Origin of the sequence: Rhizobium sp. AB2/73, assembly GCF_020871915.1 — a bacterium.
Classification (GTDB): Bacteria; Pseudomonadota; Alphaproteobacteria; order Rhizobiales; family Rhizobiaceae; genus Rhizobium; species Rhizobium dioscoreae.
Map to the genome: position 1 here is coordinate 912,814 of NZ_CP067072.1, position 17,529 is coordinate 930,342.

General features: G+C 60.7%; 12 protein-coding genes. 7 read left to right on the forward strand and 5 right to left on the reverse strand.

The annotated features are described in order from the left end of the window. Positions 1–4: 4 nt before the first annotated feature. The 4 genes from bcsA to I8E17_RS23840 are packed head-to-tail and all read left to right on the forward strand — an operon-like array spanning position 5 to position 8,149. Positions 5–2,194 (forward strand): UDP-forming cellulose synthase catalytic subunit, encoded by a 2,190-nt coding sequence (bcsA, locus tag I8E17_RS23825; RefSeq protein WP_069615642.1) that lies wholly within the window; start codon positions 5–7, stop codon positions 2,192–2,194. Further along, complete coding sequence (locus I8E17_RS23830) at positions 2,194–4,704, forward strand: cellulose biosynthesis cyclic di-GMP-binding regulatory protein BcsB (RefSeq protein ID WP_069615643.1); 2,511 nt, start codon at positions 2,194–2,196, stop codon at positions 4,702–4,704. The genes bcsA and I8E17_RS23830 overlap by 1 nt, the downstream gene beginning before the upstream one ends. Then, a complete protein-coding gene (locus I8E17_RS23835; RefSeq protein ID WP_069615644.1) occupies positions 4,701–5,750 on the forward strand; it encodes a glycosyl hydrolase family 8 in 1,050 nt (349 codons plus the stop codon). The genes I8E17_RS23830 and I8E17_RS23835 overlap by 4 nt, the downstream gene beginning before the upstream one ends. 14 nt (positions 5,751–5,764) lie before the next feature. Continuing rightward, complete coding sequence (locus I8E17_RS23840; RefSeq protein ID WP_176728065.1) at positions 5,765–8,149, forward strand: cellulose synthase; 2,385 nt, start codon at positions 5,765–5,767, stop codon at positions 8,147–8,149. 46 nt (positions 8,150–8,195) lie between these two features. Here I8E17_RS23840 and I8E17_RS23845 read toward each other — a convergent pair whose 3' ends face one another. From I8E17_RS23845 to I8E17_RS23865, 5 genes are all read right to left on the reverse strand, one after another. Then, positions 8,196–9,116 carry an SMP-30/gluconolactonase/LRE family protein gene (locus I8E17_RS23845; RefSeq protein ID WP_069615645.1) on the reverse strand — a complete coding sequence of 307 codons (921 nt, stop codon included), beginning with the start codon at positions 9,114–9,116 and terminating at the stop codon, positions 8,196–8,198. Positions 9,117–9,148: 32 nt separating this feature from the next. Next, positions 9,149–10,099, reverse strand: coding sequence for an ABC transporter permease (locus I8E17_RS23850; RefSeq protein ID WP_069615646.1), 951 nt, complete (start codon positions 10,097–10,099; stop codon positions 9,149–9,151). Beyond that, positions 10,096–11,040 carry an ABC transporter permease gene (locus I8E17_RS23855; RefSeq protein WP_069615647.1) on the reverse strand — a complete coding sequence of 315 codons (945 nt, stop codon included), beginning with the start codon at positions 11,038–11,040 and terminating at the stop codon, positions 10,096–10,098. The genes I8E17_RS23850 and I8E17_RS23855 overlap by 4 nt, the downstream gene beginning before the upstream one ends. Next, positions 11,037–12,527 (reverse strand): sugar ABC transporter ATP-binding protein, encoded by a 1,491-nt coding sequence (locus I8E17_RS23860; protein WP_219511591.1) that lies wholly within the window; start codon positions 12,525–12,527, stop codon positions 11,037–11,039. The genes I8E17_RS23855 and I8E17_RS23860 overlap by 4 nt, the downstream gene beginning before the upstream one ends. A gap of 81 nt (positions 12,528–12,608) precedes the next feature. After that, on the reverse strand, positions 12,609–13,625 hold the full coding sequence (locus I8E17_RS23865) for an ABC transporter substrate-binding protein (protein ID WP_069615649.1): 1,017 nt from the start codon (positions 13,623–13,625) through the stop codon (positions 12,609–12,611). 298 nt (positions 13,626–13,923) lie between these two features. Here I8E17_RS23865 and I8E17_RS23870 point away from each other — a divergent pair, with 298 nt between their 5' ends. From I8E17_RS23870 to I8E17_RS23880, 3 genes are all read left to right on the forward strand, one after another. Beyond that, the gene (locus I8E17_RS23870; RefSeq protein ID WP_069615650.1) at positions 13,924–15,162 is read left to right on the forward strand and encodes a sensor histidine kinase; all 1,239 of its coding nucleotides are present in this window, start codon (positions 13,924–13,926) and stop codon (positions 15,160–15,162) included. Then, complete coding sequence (locus I8E17_RS23875) at positions 15,159–15,890, forward strand: response regulator transcription factor (RefSeq protein ID WP_069615651.1); 732 nt, start codon at positions 15,159–15,161, stop codon at positions 15,888–15,890. The genes I8E17_RS23870 and I8E17_RS23875 overlap by 4 nt, the downstream gene beginning before the upstream one ends. A 99-nt stretch (positions 15,891–15,989) precedes the next feature. Next, complete coding sequence (locus I8E17_RS23880; RefSeq protein ID WP_069615652.1) at positions 15,990–17,519, forward strand: altronate dehydratase family protein; 1,530 nt, start codon at positions 15,990–15,992, stop codon at positions 17,517–17,519. Positions 17,520–17,529: the final 10 nt, after the last annotated feature.

Consider the following 17,529-nt stretch of genomic DNA (forward strand, 5'->3'; position numbering starts at 1 on the left):
ACCGATGCAGACTGCACGCAGCATCTTGATATGGGCCGTGATAGCGCTATGCGGAATCGTGCTGATCACGTTGCCGGTCAACCTTCAAACGCAGCTGATTGCCAGCACCGTGGTTGTCACCCTGATGGCGATCATCAAGATCCTCAAGCGTCAGGGAACATGGCGGCTGGTCGCCCTCGCCTTCGGCACGGCGATCGTTCTGCGCTATGTTTATTGGCGCACGTCCTATACGATACCGCCCGTCAACCAGCTGGAAAACTTCATTCCCGGCCTGCTGCTCTATCTCGCCGAAATGTACAACGTGGCGATGCTGATGCTCAGCCTCTTCATCGTCGCAACGCCGCTGCCGCCGCGCACCACGCGCGCTTCCGAAACCAAGAACTTCCCGAGCGTCGATGTTTTCGTGCCGTCCTATAATGAAGACACCAATCTTCTTGCCAACACGCTTGCGTCCGCCAAGGCGATGGATTATCCGGCCGACAAGCTCAAAGTGTGGCTGCTGGACGATGGCGGCACATTGCAGAAGCGCAATTCGACCAAGATCCTGGAGTCGCAGGCCGCAATCGCGCGCCATGACGAACTCAAGCGACTTTGCGCCGATCTGGATGTCGAATATCTGACGCGCGACCGCAACGAACATGCCAAGGCCGGCAACCTCAACAACGGGCTGGAGCATTCGAACGGCGACCTGATCGCCGTTTTCGATGCCGACCATGCGCCTGCGCGCGATTTCCTGCGCGAAACCGTCGGTTACTTCGAGGACGATCCGAAGCTTTTTCTCGTTCAGACCCCTCATTTCTTCATCAATCCGGACCCGCTGGAGCGCAATCTGCGCACCTTCGACAGCATGCCGAGCGAGAACGAGATGTTCTACGGCATCATCCAGCGCGGCCTCGATAAATGGAATGCCGCCTTCTTCTGCGGTTCGGCCGCCGTGCTCAGCCGCAAGGCGCTGCAATCGCAAAATGGCTTTAGTGGCATCAGCATCACGGAAGACTGCGAAACCGCGCTTGCGCTTCATGGAGCCGGCTGGAACAGCATCTATGTCGACAAGCCGCTGATTGCCGGCCTGCAGCCGGCGACCTTCGCAAGCTTCATCGGCCAGCGCAGCCGCTGGGCGCAGGGCATGATGCAGATCCTGCGCTTCCGCTTCCCGCTCCTGAAGCGCGGCCTGACGCTGCCGCAACGGCTCTGCTATATGTCGTCGACGCTGTTCTGGCTGTTTCCGTTTCCGCGCGTCATCTTCCTGTTCGCGCCGCTCTTCTATCTTTTCTTCGATCTCGAGATCTTTACCGCATCGGGCAGCGAGTTCCTCGCCTATACTCTTGCCTATATGCTCGTGAACCTGATGATGCAGAACTATCTCTACGGGTCTTTCAGATGGCCCTGGATTTCCGAGCTCTACGAATATGTCCAGACGGTGCACCTGTTGCCGGCGGTCGTCTCGGTCATGCTCAATCCCCGCAAGCCGACCTTCAAGGTTACTGCCAAGGACGAGTCAATCGCCGTCAGCCGGCTTTCGGAAATCAGCCGCCCATTCTTCGTCATCTTCGCCGTTCAGATCATCGCGCTGGCGGTCACAATCTACCGCATCTATGCAGAGCCCTATAAGGCCGACGTTACCCTCGTCGTCGGCGGCTGGAACATCATCAACCTCGTCCTTTCCGGCTGTGCGCTCGGCGTCGTCTCCGAACGCGGCGAACGCGCTTCTTCGCGGCGCGTCAGGGTCGACCGCCGTAGCGAATTCGGGATCGACGGCCGCTGGAATTCCGCTTCCATAGAGGACGTCTCCGTCCACGGGGCCAGGCTGAACGTCTTCAACAAGGATCTGGAACCGGTCAAGGTCGGCTCGGAAGCAACCATACGCTTCCAGCCTTATAGCGGCGCCGAGATGGTGACCTTGTTGGTCGTCGTCCGCAATATCGAGCAGATGGGAGATATTACGGCCATCGGCTGCCAATATGTTCCGAGGGGTGCTGCAGACCATCGTCTGATCGCCGACCTCGTCTTTGCCAATTCCGATCAATGGACGAAGTTCCAGCAGGCGCGGCGGCGCAATCCGGGCATCATCCGCGGAACCTTCTGGTTCCTGAGCATGTCGCTCTATCAGACCAGCCGCGGCCTGATCTACCTGTTCAGGGGTGTTGGCTCGGATCGCACACAGCAGCGGCAGGATGCGAAGGCCAGAAGCTGATGACCCGCGCCCTCCCTGCCCTCCTGCTTCTCCTTGGCGCCGTTACGGCACAGGCACAGACGATGCCTTTCGACATGTCCGGCGAGCGGCCGAAAGGCGAAGCGCCAACGGCGCCTCAGATCGTAACTCCGCAAACTGCCGTGCCGCAGACAGAGCGGCCGAAGGCAGCGGTGCCTCCGGTCACGGTCCCCCAGACCGTCGCACCACAGACAGCGGCTCCTCAAGCTGTTCCGCCCCTGGTCATGACGCCGCCGACCATTGCTCCGCAGACGGCAGCGCCGCAGGTTGCAACCCCTGTCACTCCCGCTCAGACGACACCGCAAGTGGCGCCAAAGGCGAAACAGGCAACCGCCAGCACCGACCCATCGGCATTCCGCCGCTATGTCGTTCCCTACGCAAAGCTGCGATTGGAGGGTGAAGCCGATCGCAAGTCCTGGTCGATCTATCTGACGCCGGAGCAGGCGGCGGCGCCCGCGAAACTTACCTTTGCCTACCAGAACGCGGTGGTCGTCGCCCCGGAGGCATCGCAGCTTACGGTCCTCGTGAATGACCGCGCCGTACATCAGCAGCAGATCGGCTCCTCGGACAACGAGTCGGATATCAGCTTCGATATCCCGCGCGGGCTGCTGCAGCCCGGCGCCAATCTGTTGACCTTCGAGGCGACGCAGCGCCACCGCGTCGACTGCGACATTCCGTCGACCTACGAGCTTTGGTCCGATATCGATCCCGCAAGAACCTATCTCAGCTTCGCCAGTCGCGAAGCGGAGAAACTCTCCACCACCGATGCGATCCGCGCGATCGGTGTCGACGGTACCGGCAAGACACGGTTCAATCTGGTCGTGCCGGCATTGGCTCAACCGGGAACGACCAAGCCGATCCTGCGTCTGGCACAGGGACTGGCGCTTTTGAGCGGAATGCCGAACGAAGCCTTTTCGTTCGGCACGGATGCCCTACCTGCAGCAGGCCCCGGCAAGATGACCGTCGCCGTCGGGACGCCCGCGGAGCTGCAGCCCGTCTTTGCCGTTCCGGCCGCAGCCCAAAATGGGGCCTTGGCGACATTTGCGACGGACCCACGCAGCGGTCAGCAGCTTCTCCTCATCAGTGGCCCGTCCTGGCAGGCGATCTCGTCTGCAATCGACATGGTTGTGTCGCCGACCGAACGCGCGCCGGGCACTCGCCGTGATCTGCTGGTAACACAGCGATGGTCTGCACCCGATGCGCCGCTGATCTATTCCGGCACCAGTCTTTCCTTCGAGCAGTTGGGCGTCAGGACGACGGAATTCTCCGGCCGGCGTTTCCATACCAGCTTCAACGTGGCGATCCCGTCCGATTTCTATGCGAATGCCTATGGCGAGGCCACCATTCTGCTGGATGCGGCCTATGCCAAGAATGTGCGTCCGGGCAGTCATATCGACGTATACGTCAACGGCAGCATCGCCACGACCAAGCCGATCACTGCAACCGGCGGCGGCATCTTCCGGCAATTGCCCATCCGCATCACCATGCGGCATTTCAAGCCGGGCCTGAACACGATCACGCTTGAAGCCATATTGCTCGCCGATGAGGATACCGCCTGCGCGCCCGCCGCGACATCGAGCACGACACCGCGATTTGCACTATTCGACACGAGCCAGTTCATCGTACCGGATTTCGCTAGAATCGCACAGCGCCCGAACCTCGCGGCTCTCGCCGGCACAGGCTACCCCTACAGCCGGGAGACCGAGTCCGCCGCACTCTTCATCGACCGCCCGGATGCTGACACATTGTCCGCGACCGCAACGCTCCTAGGCCAGATGGCTCTCACCGCCGGTCACCCCATCCCTTTCGAACCGACCGCCTCGCCGAATAACGTCGGCACTCGTAGTGCGTTGTTCATAGGTTCCGTTTCGCAGCTGCCATCGACAATCCTTTCGCAAATGAATATCGCGGCTGCCAGCCAGGTGGCCTGGCGTCCGCCCGCCCCTGGCCAGGGTAATATCCCGGAAGCCTCCGTGACGATTGCCGATTGGCGCTCCCGCATCAGCGGCGGGTTGCTGCAGGGGCAGATGCAGAGCTTCCAGCAATGGATGCACCGCAATTTCGATATCACCTTGAGCTCGCTTCGCTTCATCCCCGGTTCGGAGCAGGTGTTCACCCCATCGAATGCCAATAGCTTCCTGATCGCCCAAGAAGCAAACCCGACTAACAATGCAACCTGGACGGTTGTCACCGCGCCAAGCGCCGAAGACCTGCGCGCAGGCGCCGAGGCGATGACCGCGCAAAATACCTGGTCGCAGATCAGCGGTCGCATCACCGTCTATTCCGGCAAGACGGGAAAGATCGATACCGTGCCCGTCAGCCGGTTCACCTTTGTCGTCTCTCAACCCTGGTCGCTGACGAATTATCGGCTGATCGCCGCAAATTGGCTTTCCAGCAACATATTGTCCTACGCCTTCCTGTTCGTGGTCGGCTCGTTCCTGCTCGGGGTGAGCACGGCAAGCGTTCTTTCCAAGATCGGCAGGCGCGAATGAAACTTCGGCGCCTTGTTCTTGCGGTCTGCAGTGCTGCCATTCTTGCGGCAGCGCAGCCGGCTGCTGCTCAACGCACGGCGATCGATCCGCAGGCCTGGACTGCCTACAAAGCGAAATTTCTCGATGTGAACGGACGCATCATCGATAACGGCAATGGCGGCATCAGCCATAGCGAGGGGCAAGGCTATGGTATGCTGCTTGCCTACCTCGCCAATAATCCGGCCGATTTCGAACAGATCTGGTATTTTACCCGCACGGAACTGCTGTTGCGCGACGATGGCCTTGCCGTCTGGAAATGGGATCCGGCCGTCACCCCGCATGTGACGGACACAAACAATGCGTCCGATGGCGATCTGCTGATTGCCTACGCACTGGCCCTGGCAGGATCGGCATGGAACAATAGGGATTATCTGCAGGCGGCTGCGAACATGGCCAAGTCGATCCTGTCCCATGCCATCATCAGTTCCGCAGGGCGGACACTGCTCATTCCCGGCGTCGAGGGCTATCGGCCGCCCGGGCGCAAGGATGGACCAGTCATCAACCCATCTTATTGGGTCTTCGAGGCAATTCCCGTCATGGCACTGCTGGTGCCTTCCGATCGCTGGCAGAAGCTCAGCGACGATGGCCTTGCCCTGTTGCGCGCCCTGCAATTTGGTCCGCGCAAGCTTCCTGCCGATTGGGTCAGCCTGAAGGCGAAGCCGGAACCCGCAGACGGCTTCGAGGCGGAATTCGGTTATAATAGCGTCAGGATCCCGCTTTACCTGGCGCGCGCAGGCATCGGCGACAAGGCGCTGCTTTCGCGTCTGCAGCAGGGCATGACCGTCGCGGAGGATGAACCGGCCACGATCGATCTGACGACCGGCAAGCCGAAGGACCTGCTTCCCGACTCGGGTTATAGAATTGTTAACGATGTTGTGGCGTGTGTGGTGAGCGGTACGAAACTGCCTGCTTCGGTTCGGCAGTTCGCTCCATCGCTCTACTATCCGGCCACCTTGCAGCTGTTGAGCCTGGCTTTCGTCACGGAGAGACACCCGGAGTGTTTATAAAGTCCACCTTGATCATGGCTTTCATGGCCGTCGCCCTAGCGGGATTTACGCTCGCGACGAAGGATCACGAATCGCCGGAAGACAAGATCAAGCTGGCAAAGTCGGCGCGCCTTGAGCCGCAGACGATGCTTGCTGCCGACAACAGCTCGGCCGCCAGCTCCGGACAACCCGCCGACTTGCAGGTACTTGCCGACCATATACAGGCGACTGCACCGTCGGCTGTCCTCTCCGACAATGCCTCGTCGGCAAATACGACCACTGCCGATTCGATCGCCCAGGCGGCCCCACAGCAGGCGCAGCCGCAGTCAAAACAATTGCCTCAGCAAACCAATCCCGCACAAACAGCGGATAATCAGTCGAAGGTCGACGAAAGCGCATTGCGCTATTTTGCAAGCCGTGGCGACAAGGCGCGGCTCCAGGCAGAAATCTCCCGATTGCAGGCTCTCTACCCCAACTGGACGCCGCCTGCCGATCCGCTGGCCGTTCCGCAAAACAGCGACAAGCAGCTCGAGGCCATGTGGCAGCTCTATTCAGAGGGCCGTTATGCCGAGGTGCGCAAGGCCATTGCCGACCGCCAGACAACCGAATCCGGATGGCAACCGCCTGCCGATCTGCTGGAGCGTCTGGATATCGCGGAGGCACGCACGCGGCTCGTCAACGCCTCCGATCTGAAGCAATATCAGACTGTGATCGATATCGGCGCCAGGACGCCGAGCCTGCTGACCTGCAGCGATATCGACGTTCTCTGGCGCGTCGCCGAAGCTTTCATCCGCACCGATCGTGCAGCCCGCGGCCAGGACGCCTACAAATATATTCTAAAGACCTGCACCAATCCGCAGGAAAGACTTGCGACCATCCAGAAGGCGGCGGCTCTGCTGTCCTATCAGCCGATGCAGGATCTCTTGTCTCTCGAAAAACCAGACGGCAATGGCGGACGCGAATTCGACAGTATAAGGACCGATCTGGCTCGCCGCTTCGTCGCCCATGGCAATGACGATCCCAAACTGACTGTCTCGCAAGACTATCTGTCTCAGGTTGAGCGTGTCGCGCGCAGTCAGGGCCTTGCATCCGATGATGCGCTTCTCGGCTGGTACTATCTGCGCCGCGGTAATTATCCCGACGCCGAGCAATGGTTCAAAGCCGCGCATGAGAAGGAAGATTCGGCTACGATCTCGCAGGGGCTGGCTCTGGTGCTGATTGCCGACCGCAAGCCGCAGGAAGCCGAAGACGCCGTGTATAAATGGCGCAATGAATCCAAGGACGCGATGGCGACCTACCTTGCGGCGACCGCCAATCTGATGGCGCTGCAACCGCCGGCCAACCTTAGCGAAGATGTTCTAGGCCGTATCGCCGCGGAAGTCGTGAAGCAGAAATATGTCGCGACCGCCCAGCAGTTCGGGTGGTTTGCTCGCTCGATGAACCAGCCGCAGGCCGCTGCTCGCTGGTTCGAGACGGCTTTGCGCTGGAAACCCGACGACGAGCCTTCCGCCTACGGCCTTGCCATTACGCGCAATCAGTTGAACGACCGCGTGGGCGTCGCCGAAGTCCAGAGACTGTGGGCCGGTCGCTCCCAACGTATCGCAGCGCTGGGCGAGCCGGCGCCGCGCACGCCGACGTCAGAACCGCTGCCGTCTCCCAATCAGACACTGCAGCCTGCCCCACAAACCTTGCCCCAGACAACGATGCAGCAAGGCGAGCCGCAGAACGTGCAGCCGATGGCCTCTCAGGTCGCGCCCCAGCCTCCTGTAACGCAGCCCTACGTCAACGCTGAAATCCCGGTGCAACGAGTGGCCCCTGCCCGCCGCGCTCCGTCCCCGAATTATGCCGAGCCGGAGACGCGTGCCCGGGTGGCTACCCGCTCGACACGGCAGCCGACGGGATGCAACACCACCGTCAATGCACAACTGCTGACGCCTGCCAGTGCTCTTTCCCGCGGCTGGTGCCTGATGAACCTCAATCGGCCAATGGAAGCGGTAGAAGCCTTTAATGTTGCCTTGAGCAACACGGATCCGAAATCGCGCGAAGAAGCAGCCTACGGACAGAGCCTTGCCTATCTGCGGGCCGGCCTTGCCAATGATGCGGCGGTCGCCGCCACCAAGGCGCCGATGAACCACCAGCGCGCCGCCGAATTGCAGGTCGCGATACTGGCCGACCGCGCACTCTCGGCCTTCGAGGGCAAGCGCTATCACGAGACGTTGCTCTATCTCGATCAGCGAGCGCAGCTGCAGCAGGAGCGCGTCGACCTGATGGTGCTGCGCGGATACTGCTACCTCAATCTGAAAATGTACGACGACGCCGAACGCATCTTCACCGCCGTCGCCGCAACCGGCAGCCGCGACGGCAGCCGTGGCTTGCGCGACCTCCAGCTTACGCTACATCCGCCGCGGGGCGAGTATTGAGGTGCCGAAGCTCGCAGGCTCTATCGTAACGATCCATGACTTGCAATTAGGGTGCCTGCGCCCCAGTTGCAGTAGTAAAGACTCGATAAAGCGACCGCGTTGCCGCAACAAAAAGCTGGTTCCGCTTCGGACCACCAAATGTAAGATTAGCGACCGTCTGGGGTATCTTGATCTTGCCAATCAAAGTCCCATCCGCTGCAAAACAATGAACGCCATCGCCAGCGCTGGTCCAGATATTGCCGTCAACATCGGCTCGGAAGCCGTCCGGAATGCCGGTGTCGATGTTGCAGAAGACTTGGCCGTTTGCGAGTTTCTTACCGTCCACGACGTCGAAGACACGAATGTGGCGAGGGGCGCTGATGTCATGGCTTGCGGCGGAATCAGCGACATAAAGCTTCGTCTCGTCCGGTGAGAAAGCCAAGCCGTTCGGCTGGCGGAAATCATCCGCCACGACATCCAACTCCCCCGTCGACGGATCGAGGCGGTAGACGTTGCGGGCCGGCTGCTCCGGCTCCGCCTTGTAACCCTCGTAATTCGAGAGAATGCCGTAGGTCGGGTCGGTAAACCAGACCGTTCCATCCGAGCGGACGATCACGTCATTGGGTGAGTTCAGGCGCTTGCCCTTATAGCTGTCGGCAAGAACAGTGATGGAGCCGTCGATCTCCGTGCGCGTCACACGGCGGCCGCCATGTTCGCAGGATATCAACCGCCCTTGGCGATCGCGCGTATTGCCGTTGGCGAAATTCGAGGGTGAGCGAAAGATTGAGACATTCCCGCCCGGCACCCAGCGCAACATGCGCTCATTGGGAATGTCGCTCCAGACCAGACATCCCGCATCGGCAAACCAGACCGGCCCCTCCGCCCAGCGGCAATCGGAATAGAGCTCCTCCAGGCCGGCGCTCGGGACAATCAGATGGCGGAAGCGCGTGTCGTAGATTTCGTAAATGGAAGGAGCGTCGTTGGACATCGCAGTTTTCCTGGGGTCTTTTGGGAGAGAGTTCAGCGCCCGCCAATCGGACGGCCGCCAGCCACGAGAATGACGGCAATAATGATCAGGCCGGTGAGGACCAGCCTTGGGCCTGCGCCGAAGCCGTAGGTGTTCAGCATGGAGACGACCAGAAACATGAACAGCGAGGCGCCCCAGATGCCCGGCACGTTGGAATCGCCGCCGGCAACAGCCGTTCCGCCGATGATGACGACGGCAATGGACATCAGCAGATATTCAGCGCCCATGTTGAGGGCCGCGCCGCCGGAGAAGCTCGCGAGCAGATAGCCGCAGATCGAGGCGAGGATGGCGCAGAGCACATAGGTCGCAAGCCGCGTTCCGTCGACGGGGATGCCTGCCATGCGCGCCGCGAACATGCTTTGACCGATCGCCGAGATCCAGCGGCCATAGATCGTCTTTTCCAGAAGAATCCAGGCAAGCGCCGACAGCAGCAGGGCGACGATGGCGACATTTGGTATGCCGAATACCCCCGATGTCGTGAACTCGGCCAGATATTCGGGCGGCTTGATGCGAAGGCCGCGATTGCTCCAGATGGCGGTCGACTGAATGATGAAGCTCATGGAGAGCGTCGCGATGATCGGCGGAATGCGCAGGAGCTTGATCAAAGCGTAATTGCCGAGACCGATGCCGAGGCCGATAACGACCGACACCAGCAAACCCGGCACGATCATACTGTCTTCCACATTCATGAGTTTCAGTGCGATCGTACCAGCAAGCGTCATGGTCGCCGGCACGGAGAGATCGATGTTTCCTGGCCCGAGCGTGATGACGAACATCTGGCCGATGCCGACGATGACAGAGAATGCCGCAAAGGTAAGTGCCGCCTGCGACAGGCCGATCGAACTCGCGCCACCGGTAAAGAGAACGGTGATGATCCACACCGCGATTGCGGCGATGAAGGACCAGATCCAGGGTTTACGGCCGAGCGTGGCAAGCGCGATCATGATTGTTTCTCCCGCTTTTCGACGCGATTGAGCAAGAGCCTCAGGGCAAGGACGATGATCAGGATCGCGCCCTGCGCGCCGATCTGCCAGTCGGGCGATATCCGCAGAAACGACAGGAAGGAGCCCGCCAGGGTCAATGTCAGCGCACCGATGACGGCGCCCACGGGCGAGACGCGGCCGCCGGTAAACTCTCCGCCGCCGAGGATGACGCCGGCAATCGACAGCAAGGTATAGCGCAGCGCGATATTCGCATCGGCCGACGTGGTGAGGCCCACAAGGGCAATGCCGGCCAATACAGCGAAGAAGCCTGCCAGCGCATAGGCGGCGGCACGCAGACTGACAACGGACCAGCCGGCCCGCTGCAGCGACCGCTGATTACCGCCCACACCGCGGATCAGCACCCCGAAGGAAGAACGCATGACGATCAGATGGGCAAGCAGCGCGATGACGATGCTCGCTATGATCGCAATGGGGACCAGCGGCGGCTTCGAAGTCATCAGCCAGCGCGCCCAATCGGGCGCGGTACCGCCCGGTGCCGGCAGCAGCAGAACCGCCAGCCCACCCCAGACGAAGCTCATGCCGAGCGTCACCACGATCGAGGGCAGATCCCTGATATAGATGACGACGCCGATCGCAGCGTAGACGGCAATTGCGGCCGTCAGAATGAGGATACCGATGAGCGGGGCGGATTGCAGATAGGTCGCCGCCACGCAGGCCGTGAAGCTGACGAAGGTGCCCATCGACAAATCGAGATCGTTGACCGCCATGATCATCATCTGCGCGATCGTGGCCAGCGCAATCGGCACGGCGAGATTGAAGAGCAGATTGAGGCCGATATAGCTCATGGCGCGTGGCTGCAGATAAAAGACCGCGGCGAGCAGGACGGCAAGCGACAGCGCCGGAATGAGCAGGCGCAGAGTAGCGGATGACGGACGGCTCATGCGCCCTCCCCGGCAAAGGAAGCCGCCAACACATTTTCCTCCGTGATATCCTCTCCAATCAGCTCCGCGACGATGGCGCCGTCGCGAAAGACATAGGCGCGGTCACAAAGCCGGATTTCGTCCATCTCGGTCGAATACCAGATAAATGTCCGGCCGGACGAGGCCTCGTCGCTCAAGATTCTGTAGACCTCCTGCTTGGTGCCGATATCGACACCGCGCATGGGATCGTCCATCAGCACGATCGGCGCGGTCGTGGCCAGAGCGCGGGCAAACAGAACCTTCTGCTGATTGCCGCCCGACAAGGACAAAATGCCGTTTGCCATCGTCGGCGTACGGATTTCGATACGACCCTTCCAGTCTGCTCCCAAGCGACCCTCGCGGTCCCTGTCGACGACCGACAGACGCGAAAAATCGCTGAGCGAGGCGATGCTGAGATTTTTCAGTATGCTCCAAAGCGGAAACGTGCCGTTCAAGCTTCGGTCGCCCGCCACGAAGGCTATATTGCCTTGCCTGCCCGGCAGCCAGTTGTGCGAGAGCGAGCGATGGAGATCGAGCAGCATGTCGGTCTGGCCATGGCCGGCGAGCCCGGCAAGCCCGATCACTTCGCCCTTGCGGGCATTGAAGCCAAGCCCCTTCCCTTCCCGCGCCGGCAGCGCCAGCAGAGGAGACGAGGCGATGTTCCCTCCGCTCCTGCCCCTGCGATCCTGTTCCTTGACGACACTGCCCATCGCCTGGACCAGGCTGTGGACGGTGAAATCCTGAGCAATGCGATCGGCAACGACGCGACCGTCCTTCATGACCAGAATTCGACTTGCGGTCGAAAGGATCTCACCGAGAATATGCGAGATCAGCATGACCGCTCCGCCGGCCTGCACAAAACTGCGCACATAGGCCATCAGCTGAGCGGCAAGCCCGGCGTCGAGCGATGAGGTCGGTTCATCCAGGATGACCAGCTTCGGCTTCTCGCCGACGGCACAAAAAGTGATCGCGATCTCCACCATCTGCCGCTCGGCGATCGAGAGTTCGCCGACGGTCCGCATGACGTCGATCCTGTGGCCAGCGAAAATCTCGTCGAGCTTGGCGCGAACGATTGCCGCCGCCTGTCGCCGCCAATTCCAGCCGGCAAGGCGGCGATGGACCACCCGCATGTTCTCGACGACGGTGAGATTGGGCGCAAGTGACAATTCCTGAAAAACGCAACGTATTCCGTGAGCGCGCGCTGCGTTGATGCCGTGCACCCTGTCGTCTCCCTCATAGGTGACACTGCCCTCGTGTGGGCTGAGACCGCCGTTGATGACGTTGACGATCGTCGACTTGCCAGCGCCATTGTGGCCGACGAGCCCGATGCACTCGCCGGCATGAACCGTCAGGTCGGCGCCATCGAGCGCCTTTACGGCACCGAAATGCACCTTGATGCCACGGGCCGAGACGACGGCCTGCGGGCCGGCATCCTGTCTCTTCAAAACATTGTCTTTCGCTGCAATCATGGATCGTCCAGGTCGGGCGTTATATCGGCAGGCGCCACCTTTTTACCGGCAGCGCCCGTCTCTACGGCTCGCAGATATCGGTTACTTCGCCGCCGCGATGACCTTCTTGGCGTCGTCGAGCGTATATTCGACATTCGCGACACCGCCCGCCTGCGTGTTGGCAAGATTGGCTTCGAGATTGTCCTGATCGATGCGCAGGAACGGTACGACCAGATCCTTCTTCACCTCTTGACCGTCGAGAATCTGTTGGGCAACCCAGAAGGCCAGCGTGGAGACGCCCGGCGCGATAGAGACCGACATGGTCTCGTAGCCGTTGGCATCCTTCTCCTTCTTCCACCAGGCAAGCTCGTCCTGACGGTTGCCCATAACGATGGTCGGCATCGGACGCTTGGCGGCGGCAAAGGCCTGAGCGGCACCGTAGCCGTCGCCGCCCTGGGTCACGACTGCGGCAATATCGGGAAGGCTCGGCAGAATGCCGGCAACAGCACGCTGGGCGACATCCTGAGCCCAGTCGCCATGAACCGAACCGACGATCTTGAACTGCGGGTATTTGGCGGCAGCTTCATGGATGCCGGCCGAAATCTCGTCATCGACAGAGACGCCTGCGAGCCCGCGAATTTCGAGCACATTGCCGCCCTTCGGCATCTTCTTGGCGAGATATTCGATCTGGCTGGCACCCATTCCCTTGAAATCGACGGCGATGCGCCAGGCGCAGGGTTCGGTAACGATGCCGTCGAAGGAAACGACGACGATCTTGGCATCGCAGGCTTCCTTGATCGCGCCGTTCAGCGCCGTCGGCGAGGCAGCATCGATGACGATCGCATCATAGCCCTGCAGGATCATGTTCTGGATCTGGGCAGCCTGCTCGGTTGCCTGGTTTTCAGCCGTCGTGAACGGATCGGCCGCGGCAACGACACCGGCCTTGACCGCTTCGCCCGTAACCTTCTGCCAGCTCGTCAACATGGCCTGGCGCCAGGAATTGCCGGCATAATTGTTCGACAAGGCAATTTTCTTGGATGACGTATCGGCAAAGGCAGCTCCCGGCGCGGCAACGCAAGCGATGACGGCGGACGCCATAAGCATCTTGGCAATATTCATTTTTTCCTCCCAAAGCGCCTGTACTTCATCTTCCAGGCCAAGATTTTCGAGCGCGCTCCTCAACGAACGATCGAAAATAATATTTGCACTGAAGGTTGCCCTGTCAGTAGAAACAGGATGTCCGAGATTGTGACGCTTGTACAGGCGCTTAAAGGGCGGGACCTTGCGGGATCCCGCAGAAAAGATGCGCAAATCCGCAAGACGGATCGCCCGGATCGGCGCTTAATGGCGTCCGGAATTTGCATACTGCGAGCGGCCGGAGGAGCGGAGGCCGGCGCATTGCCTGGGAGGGCGTGTCTTGCGCGATCTGGCGCCGCAATCGGTCTTCGACCATTATCTCAACATATCGAGGCTTCTCGCCGGCCAACTCGACTTTCACTCGGTCATCCAGGCGGTCGCTGCCGAAATCAGCCATGTCATCCCGCATGACCATCTGGATGTCTGCATCATCCTGATGGACGAGCAATTTCACACCGCCTATGAAAGCGGACTGGAAACGGATTGGGGTCGCCGTTTTCCCGCACCCGTGAGCAATAGCCCCATCCGCACGCTTCTATGGGGCGAAACGGACTACCTCTTGACCGATGACGCCTGGAACGACCCGCAATTCCATTTCCAGGGCGCGTTTTCACACCCGATCTTTCATCAATCGCTGCATAGCCGTTTGCACGTGCCTCTGAAAGTCCAGGGGCATGTCATCGGTGCGCTTTCCTGCTCCAGCCACCAGACCGGCTTCTACACCATGCAACACGTCGAAAGCGCCCGCGTCATTGCCGATCTGTTGGCACCCCATTTCTTCGCTATCCGCGCGGCCGACCAAGCTAAACGCTCGGCAATCGTGGAAGCCGAGGCTCGTGCCCGCGAAGAAGGTCTGCGCCTCGGCGCTCTGAAATTGACTGAAGCCCTGGAAGCCGAGCGGCAGCGCATCGGCATGGACCTCCACGACCAGATTCTAGCCGACCTGACCCGCCTCTCAAGGCGGCTGGAGCGTCTCGCGCGGCAGCCCGATGTCACCGGTGAAGCACTTGAGCCGCTCTTTCGCGGGCTGCAGCACAGCATGCACGATCTTCGGCAGATCATCGAGGAGGCCAAGCCCTCCGTCCTTCAACTGTTCGGCTTCGCGCAAGCGATCGAGAACCATCTCGAACGATCGATCCAGGAGAGCGGCGCGACTTTGACTTGGACGCTGAACGACGAGACTGGCGGCGCGATCGATTGCCTTGAACAGTCGGTGTCCATTGCCCTGTTCCGCATCGCGCAGGAGGCCATCAACAACGCCATTCGCCATGCCCAGGCCGGCAACATTGCGGTTCATCTGAAAGCACCCGAGGGTGCGGTCACCATTGATGTCGTGGATGACGGTGTCGGGCTTGGAAATACCCGCAGATTATCGGGCGGCGGTATCGAAAACATGCGGACCCGAGCGCGCCTGATTTCAGCCCGCTTCGCAATTAAGGCCGCAGCTGCCTCCGGTGGAACGATCGTCAGTGTCAACCTGCCTGCCAAGGCGCCGGCCGCCGGAGGAGCTGCCGCATGAAGGTTCTGATCATCGAGGACGATCCGCTCCATCGCTCCTATCTCAACGAAGCGATCCGCGCCGCACTTCCCGAATGCGACGGCGTGCTGGAGGCAGAAAATGGCAATACGGGGGAACGGCTGGCGCGGGACTTGAGGTCCGCCCATATTGTCATGGATCTGCAGATGAGCCAGCGCAATGGCATCGAGGCGGCCCGCACGATCTGGAAGGAGCGACCGGAGACGCGCATCCTTTTCTGGTCGAACTATTCGGACGAGGCCTATGTTCGCGGCGTTTCGCGCATCGTGCCTGCCGGCGCCGTCTACGGATACGTCCTGAAATCGGCCTCGGACGACCGCCTGAAGCTGGCGCTCCGCAGCATCTTCATCGAAAACCAGTGCGTGATCGACCGCGAGGTGCGAGGCATGCAGCAAAGGAGCCTCGGCAATGTCAACGGTTTCACCGAGGCCGAATATGAGATCCTGATCGATATCGCCCTTGGGTTGACCGATCGCGCGATCGCCCAGCGGCGCAATCTTTCGGTCCGCAGCGTTCAGAACCGATTGCAGCAGCTCTATGTGAAACTCGGCGTCTATCAGCCGCTCGGCGGTCAGGATGATGATGGTCGTTTCAATCTGAGAGCGCGCGCGGTTGCCGTGGCGTTCTTAAGGAAACTTCTCAACCACAGCGCGCTCGAACGTGCGGAAGTCGATCTTTCCGCCTGGCTGGCGCGCCAACCACGCAACTGAAAGCAAGCCCCGCACTAACGTCGATCGTGCTTGACGTCTTCCCTCGAATAATTGTCTATTGCTAGCAATAGACATTAATCCAACCATATGGAACTTCCTATGTCCGCCGTTTCGCCTGTCATCCTGCTCAACCCCATCGACGATGTCGCGGTCGCTCGCGCGATGATCCGCGCCGGCAGCCCGACCGGCATCGGCGGCTTGATCGCGGCAGACCAGATCCCGCGCGGCCACAAGGTGGCGGTTCGCGATATCCAGGCCGGCCAGGAGATCCGCAAATTCGGTCAGCCGATCGGCGTCGCGACACAGTTCATTCCGGCCGGCGGCCACGTCCATCTGCAGAACCTGGCCGTAATCGAATCCGACCATCCCTACCAGTTCAGCGTCGATATCGAAGAGACGGGCATGTTGCCGCAAGAGGACTGTCGGACCTTCATGGGCTTCGACCGCGGCGCCGGCGGCGTCGGCACGCGCAATTTCATCGGCATCATCACGACAGTCAATTGCTCGGCAACCGTCTCGAAATATATCGCCGAACATTTCAATCGCACCGGCGGGCTTGAGGGCTTCGACAATGTCGATGGTGTCGTGGCGCTGACCCACGGCGGCGGCTGCGCCATCAACACCCAGTCGGAGGGCTACCGCTATCTGGCCCGTACCCTTCAGGGCTATGCGCGGCATCCGAATTTCGGCGGTATCCTGATGATCGGCCTTGGCTGCGAAACCAATCAGATCGCACCCATCCTGGAGCATTACAAGTTGGAGGAAGGGAACCGGCTGCGCACCATGACGATTCAGGATCTCGGCGGTACCCGCAAGACAATCGCCGCTGCATCCGAAATGATCAAGGACATGCTGCCGGAGGTCAATTCCGCTACGCGCACCGTCCAGCCGCTTTCGGGGATCAAATTGGCCCTGGAATGTGGCGGCTCCGATGGCTATTCGGGAATATCAGCCAACCCGGCGCTCGGCTATGCCTCCGATCTTCTTGTGCGCAACGGCGGCACCTCGGTTCTGGCGGAAACGCCGGAGATTTACGGCGCGGAACATCTGCTTACGCGCAGAGCGGTTACGCCTGCGGTCGCAGAAAAGCTGCTCTCCCGGATCGACTGGTGGCGCGATTATACCCGCCGCAACGGCGCGGAACTCAACAACAACCCTTCCTATGGAAACAAGCTCGGCGGGTTGACGACCATCCTCGAGAAGTCTCTCGGAGCCGTCGCCAAGGGCGGCTCGATGCCGCTGAAGGCCGTCTACGAATATTCGGAGATCGTCGACGAACCCGGTTTCGTCTTCATGGACACGCCCGGCTATGATCCCGTCGCCGTCACCGGCCAGGTTGCCGGCGGCTGCAATGTGATCTGCTTCACGACGGGTCGAGGCTCCGTCTCCGGCTTCAAGCCGGCCCCTTGTGTCAAGATCGCCACCAACACCGAGATGTACAACCACATGCGCGAGGATATGGACATCAACTGCGGTGACATCGTCAGCGGTGACGATACGATCGAGGCGGCCGGTGAACGGATCTTTGAAGAGATCATCGCTGTCGCCTCCGGCAAGAAGACGCTCAGCGAGACCTTCGACTATGGCGACAATGAATTCGTTCCCTGGCAGGTCGGCGCCATCACCTGATGCCGCCCCG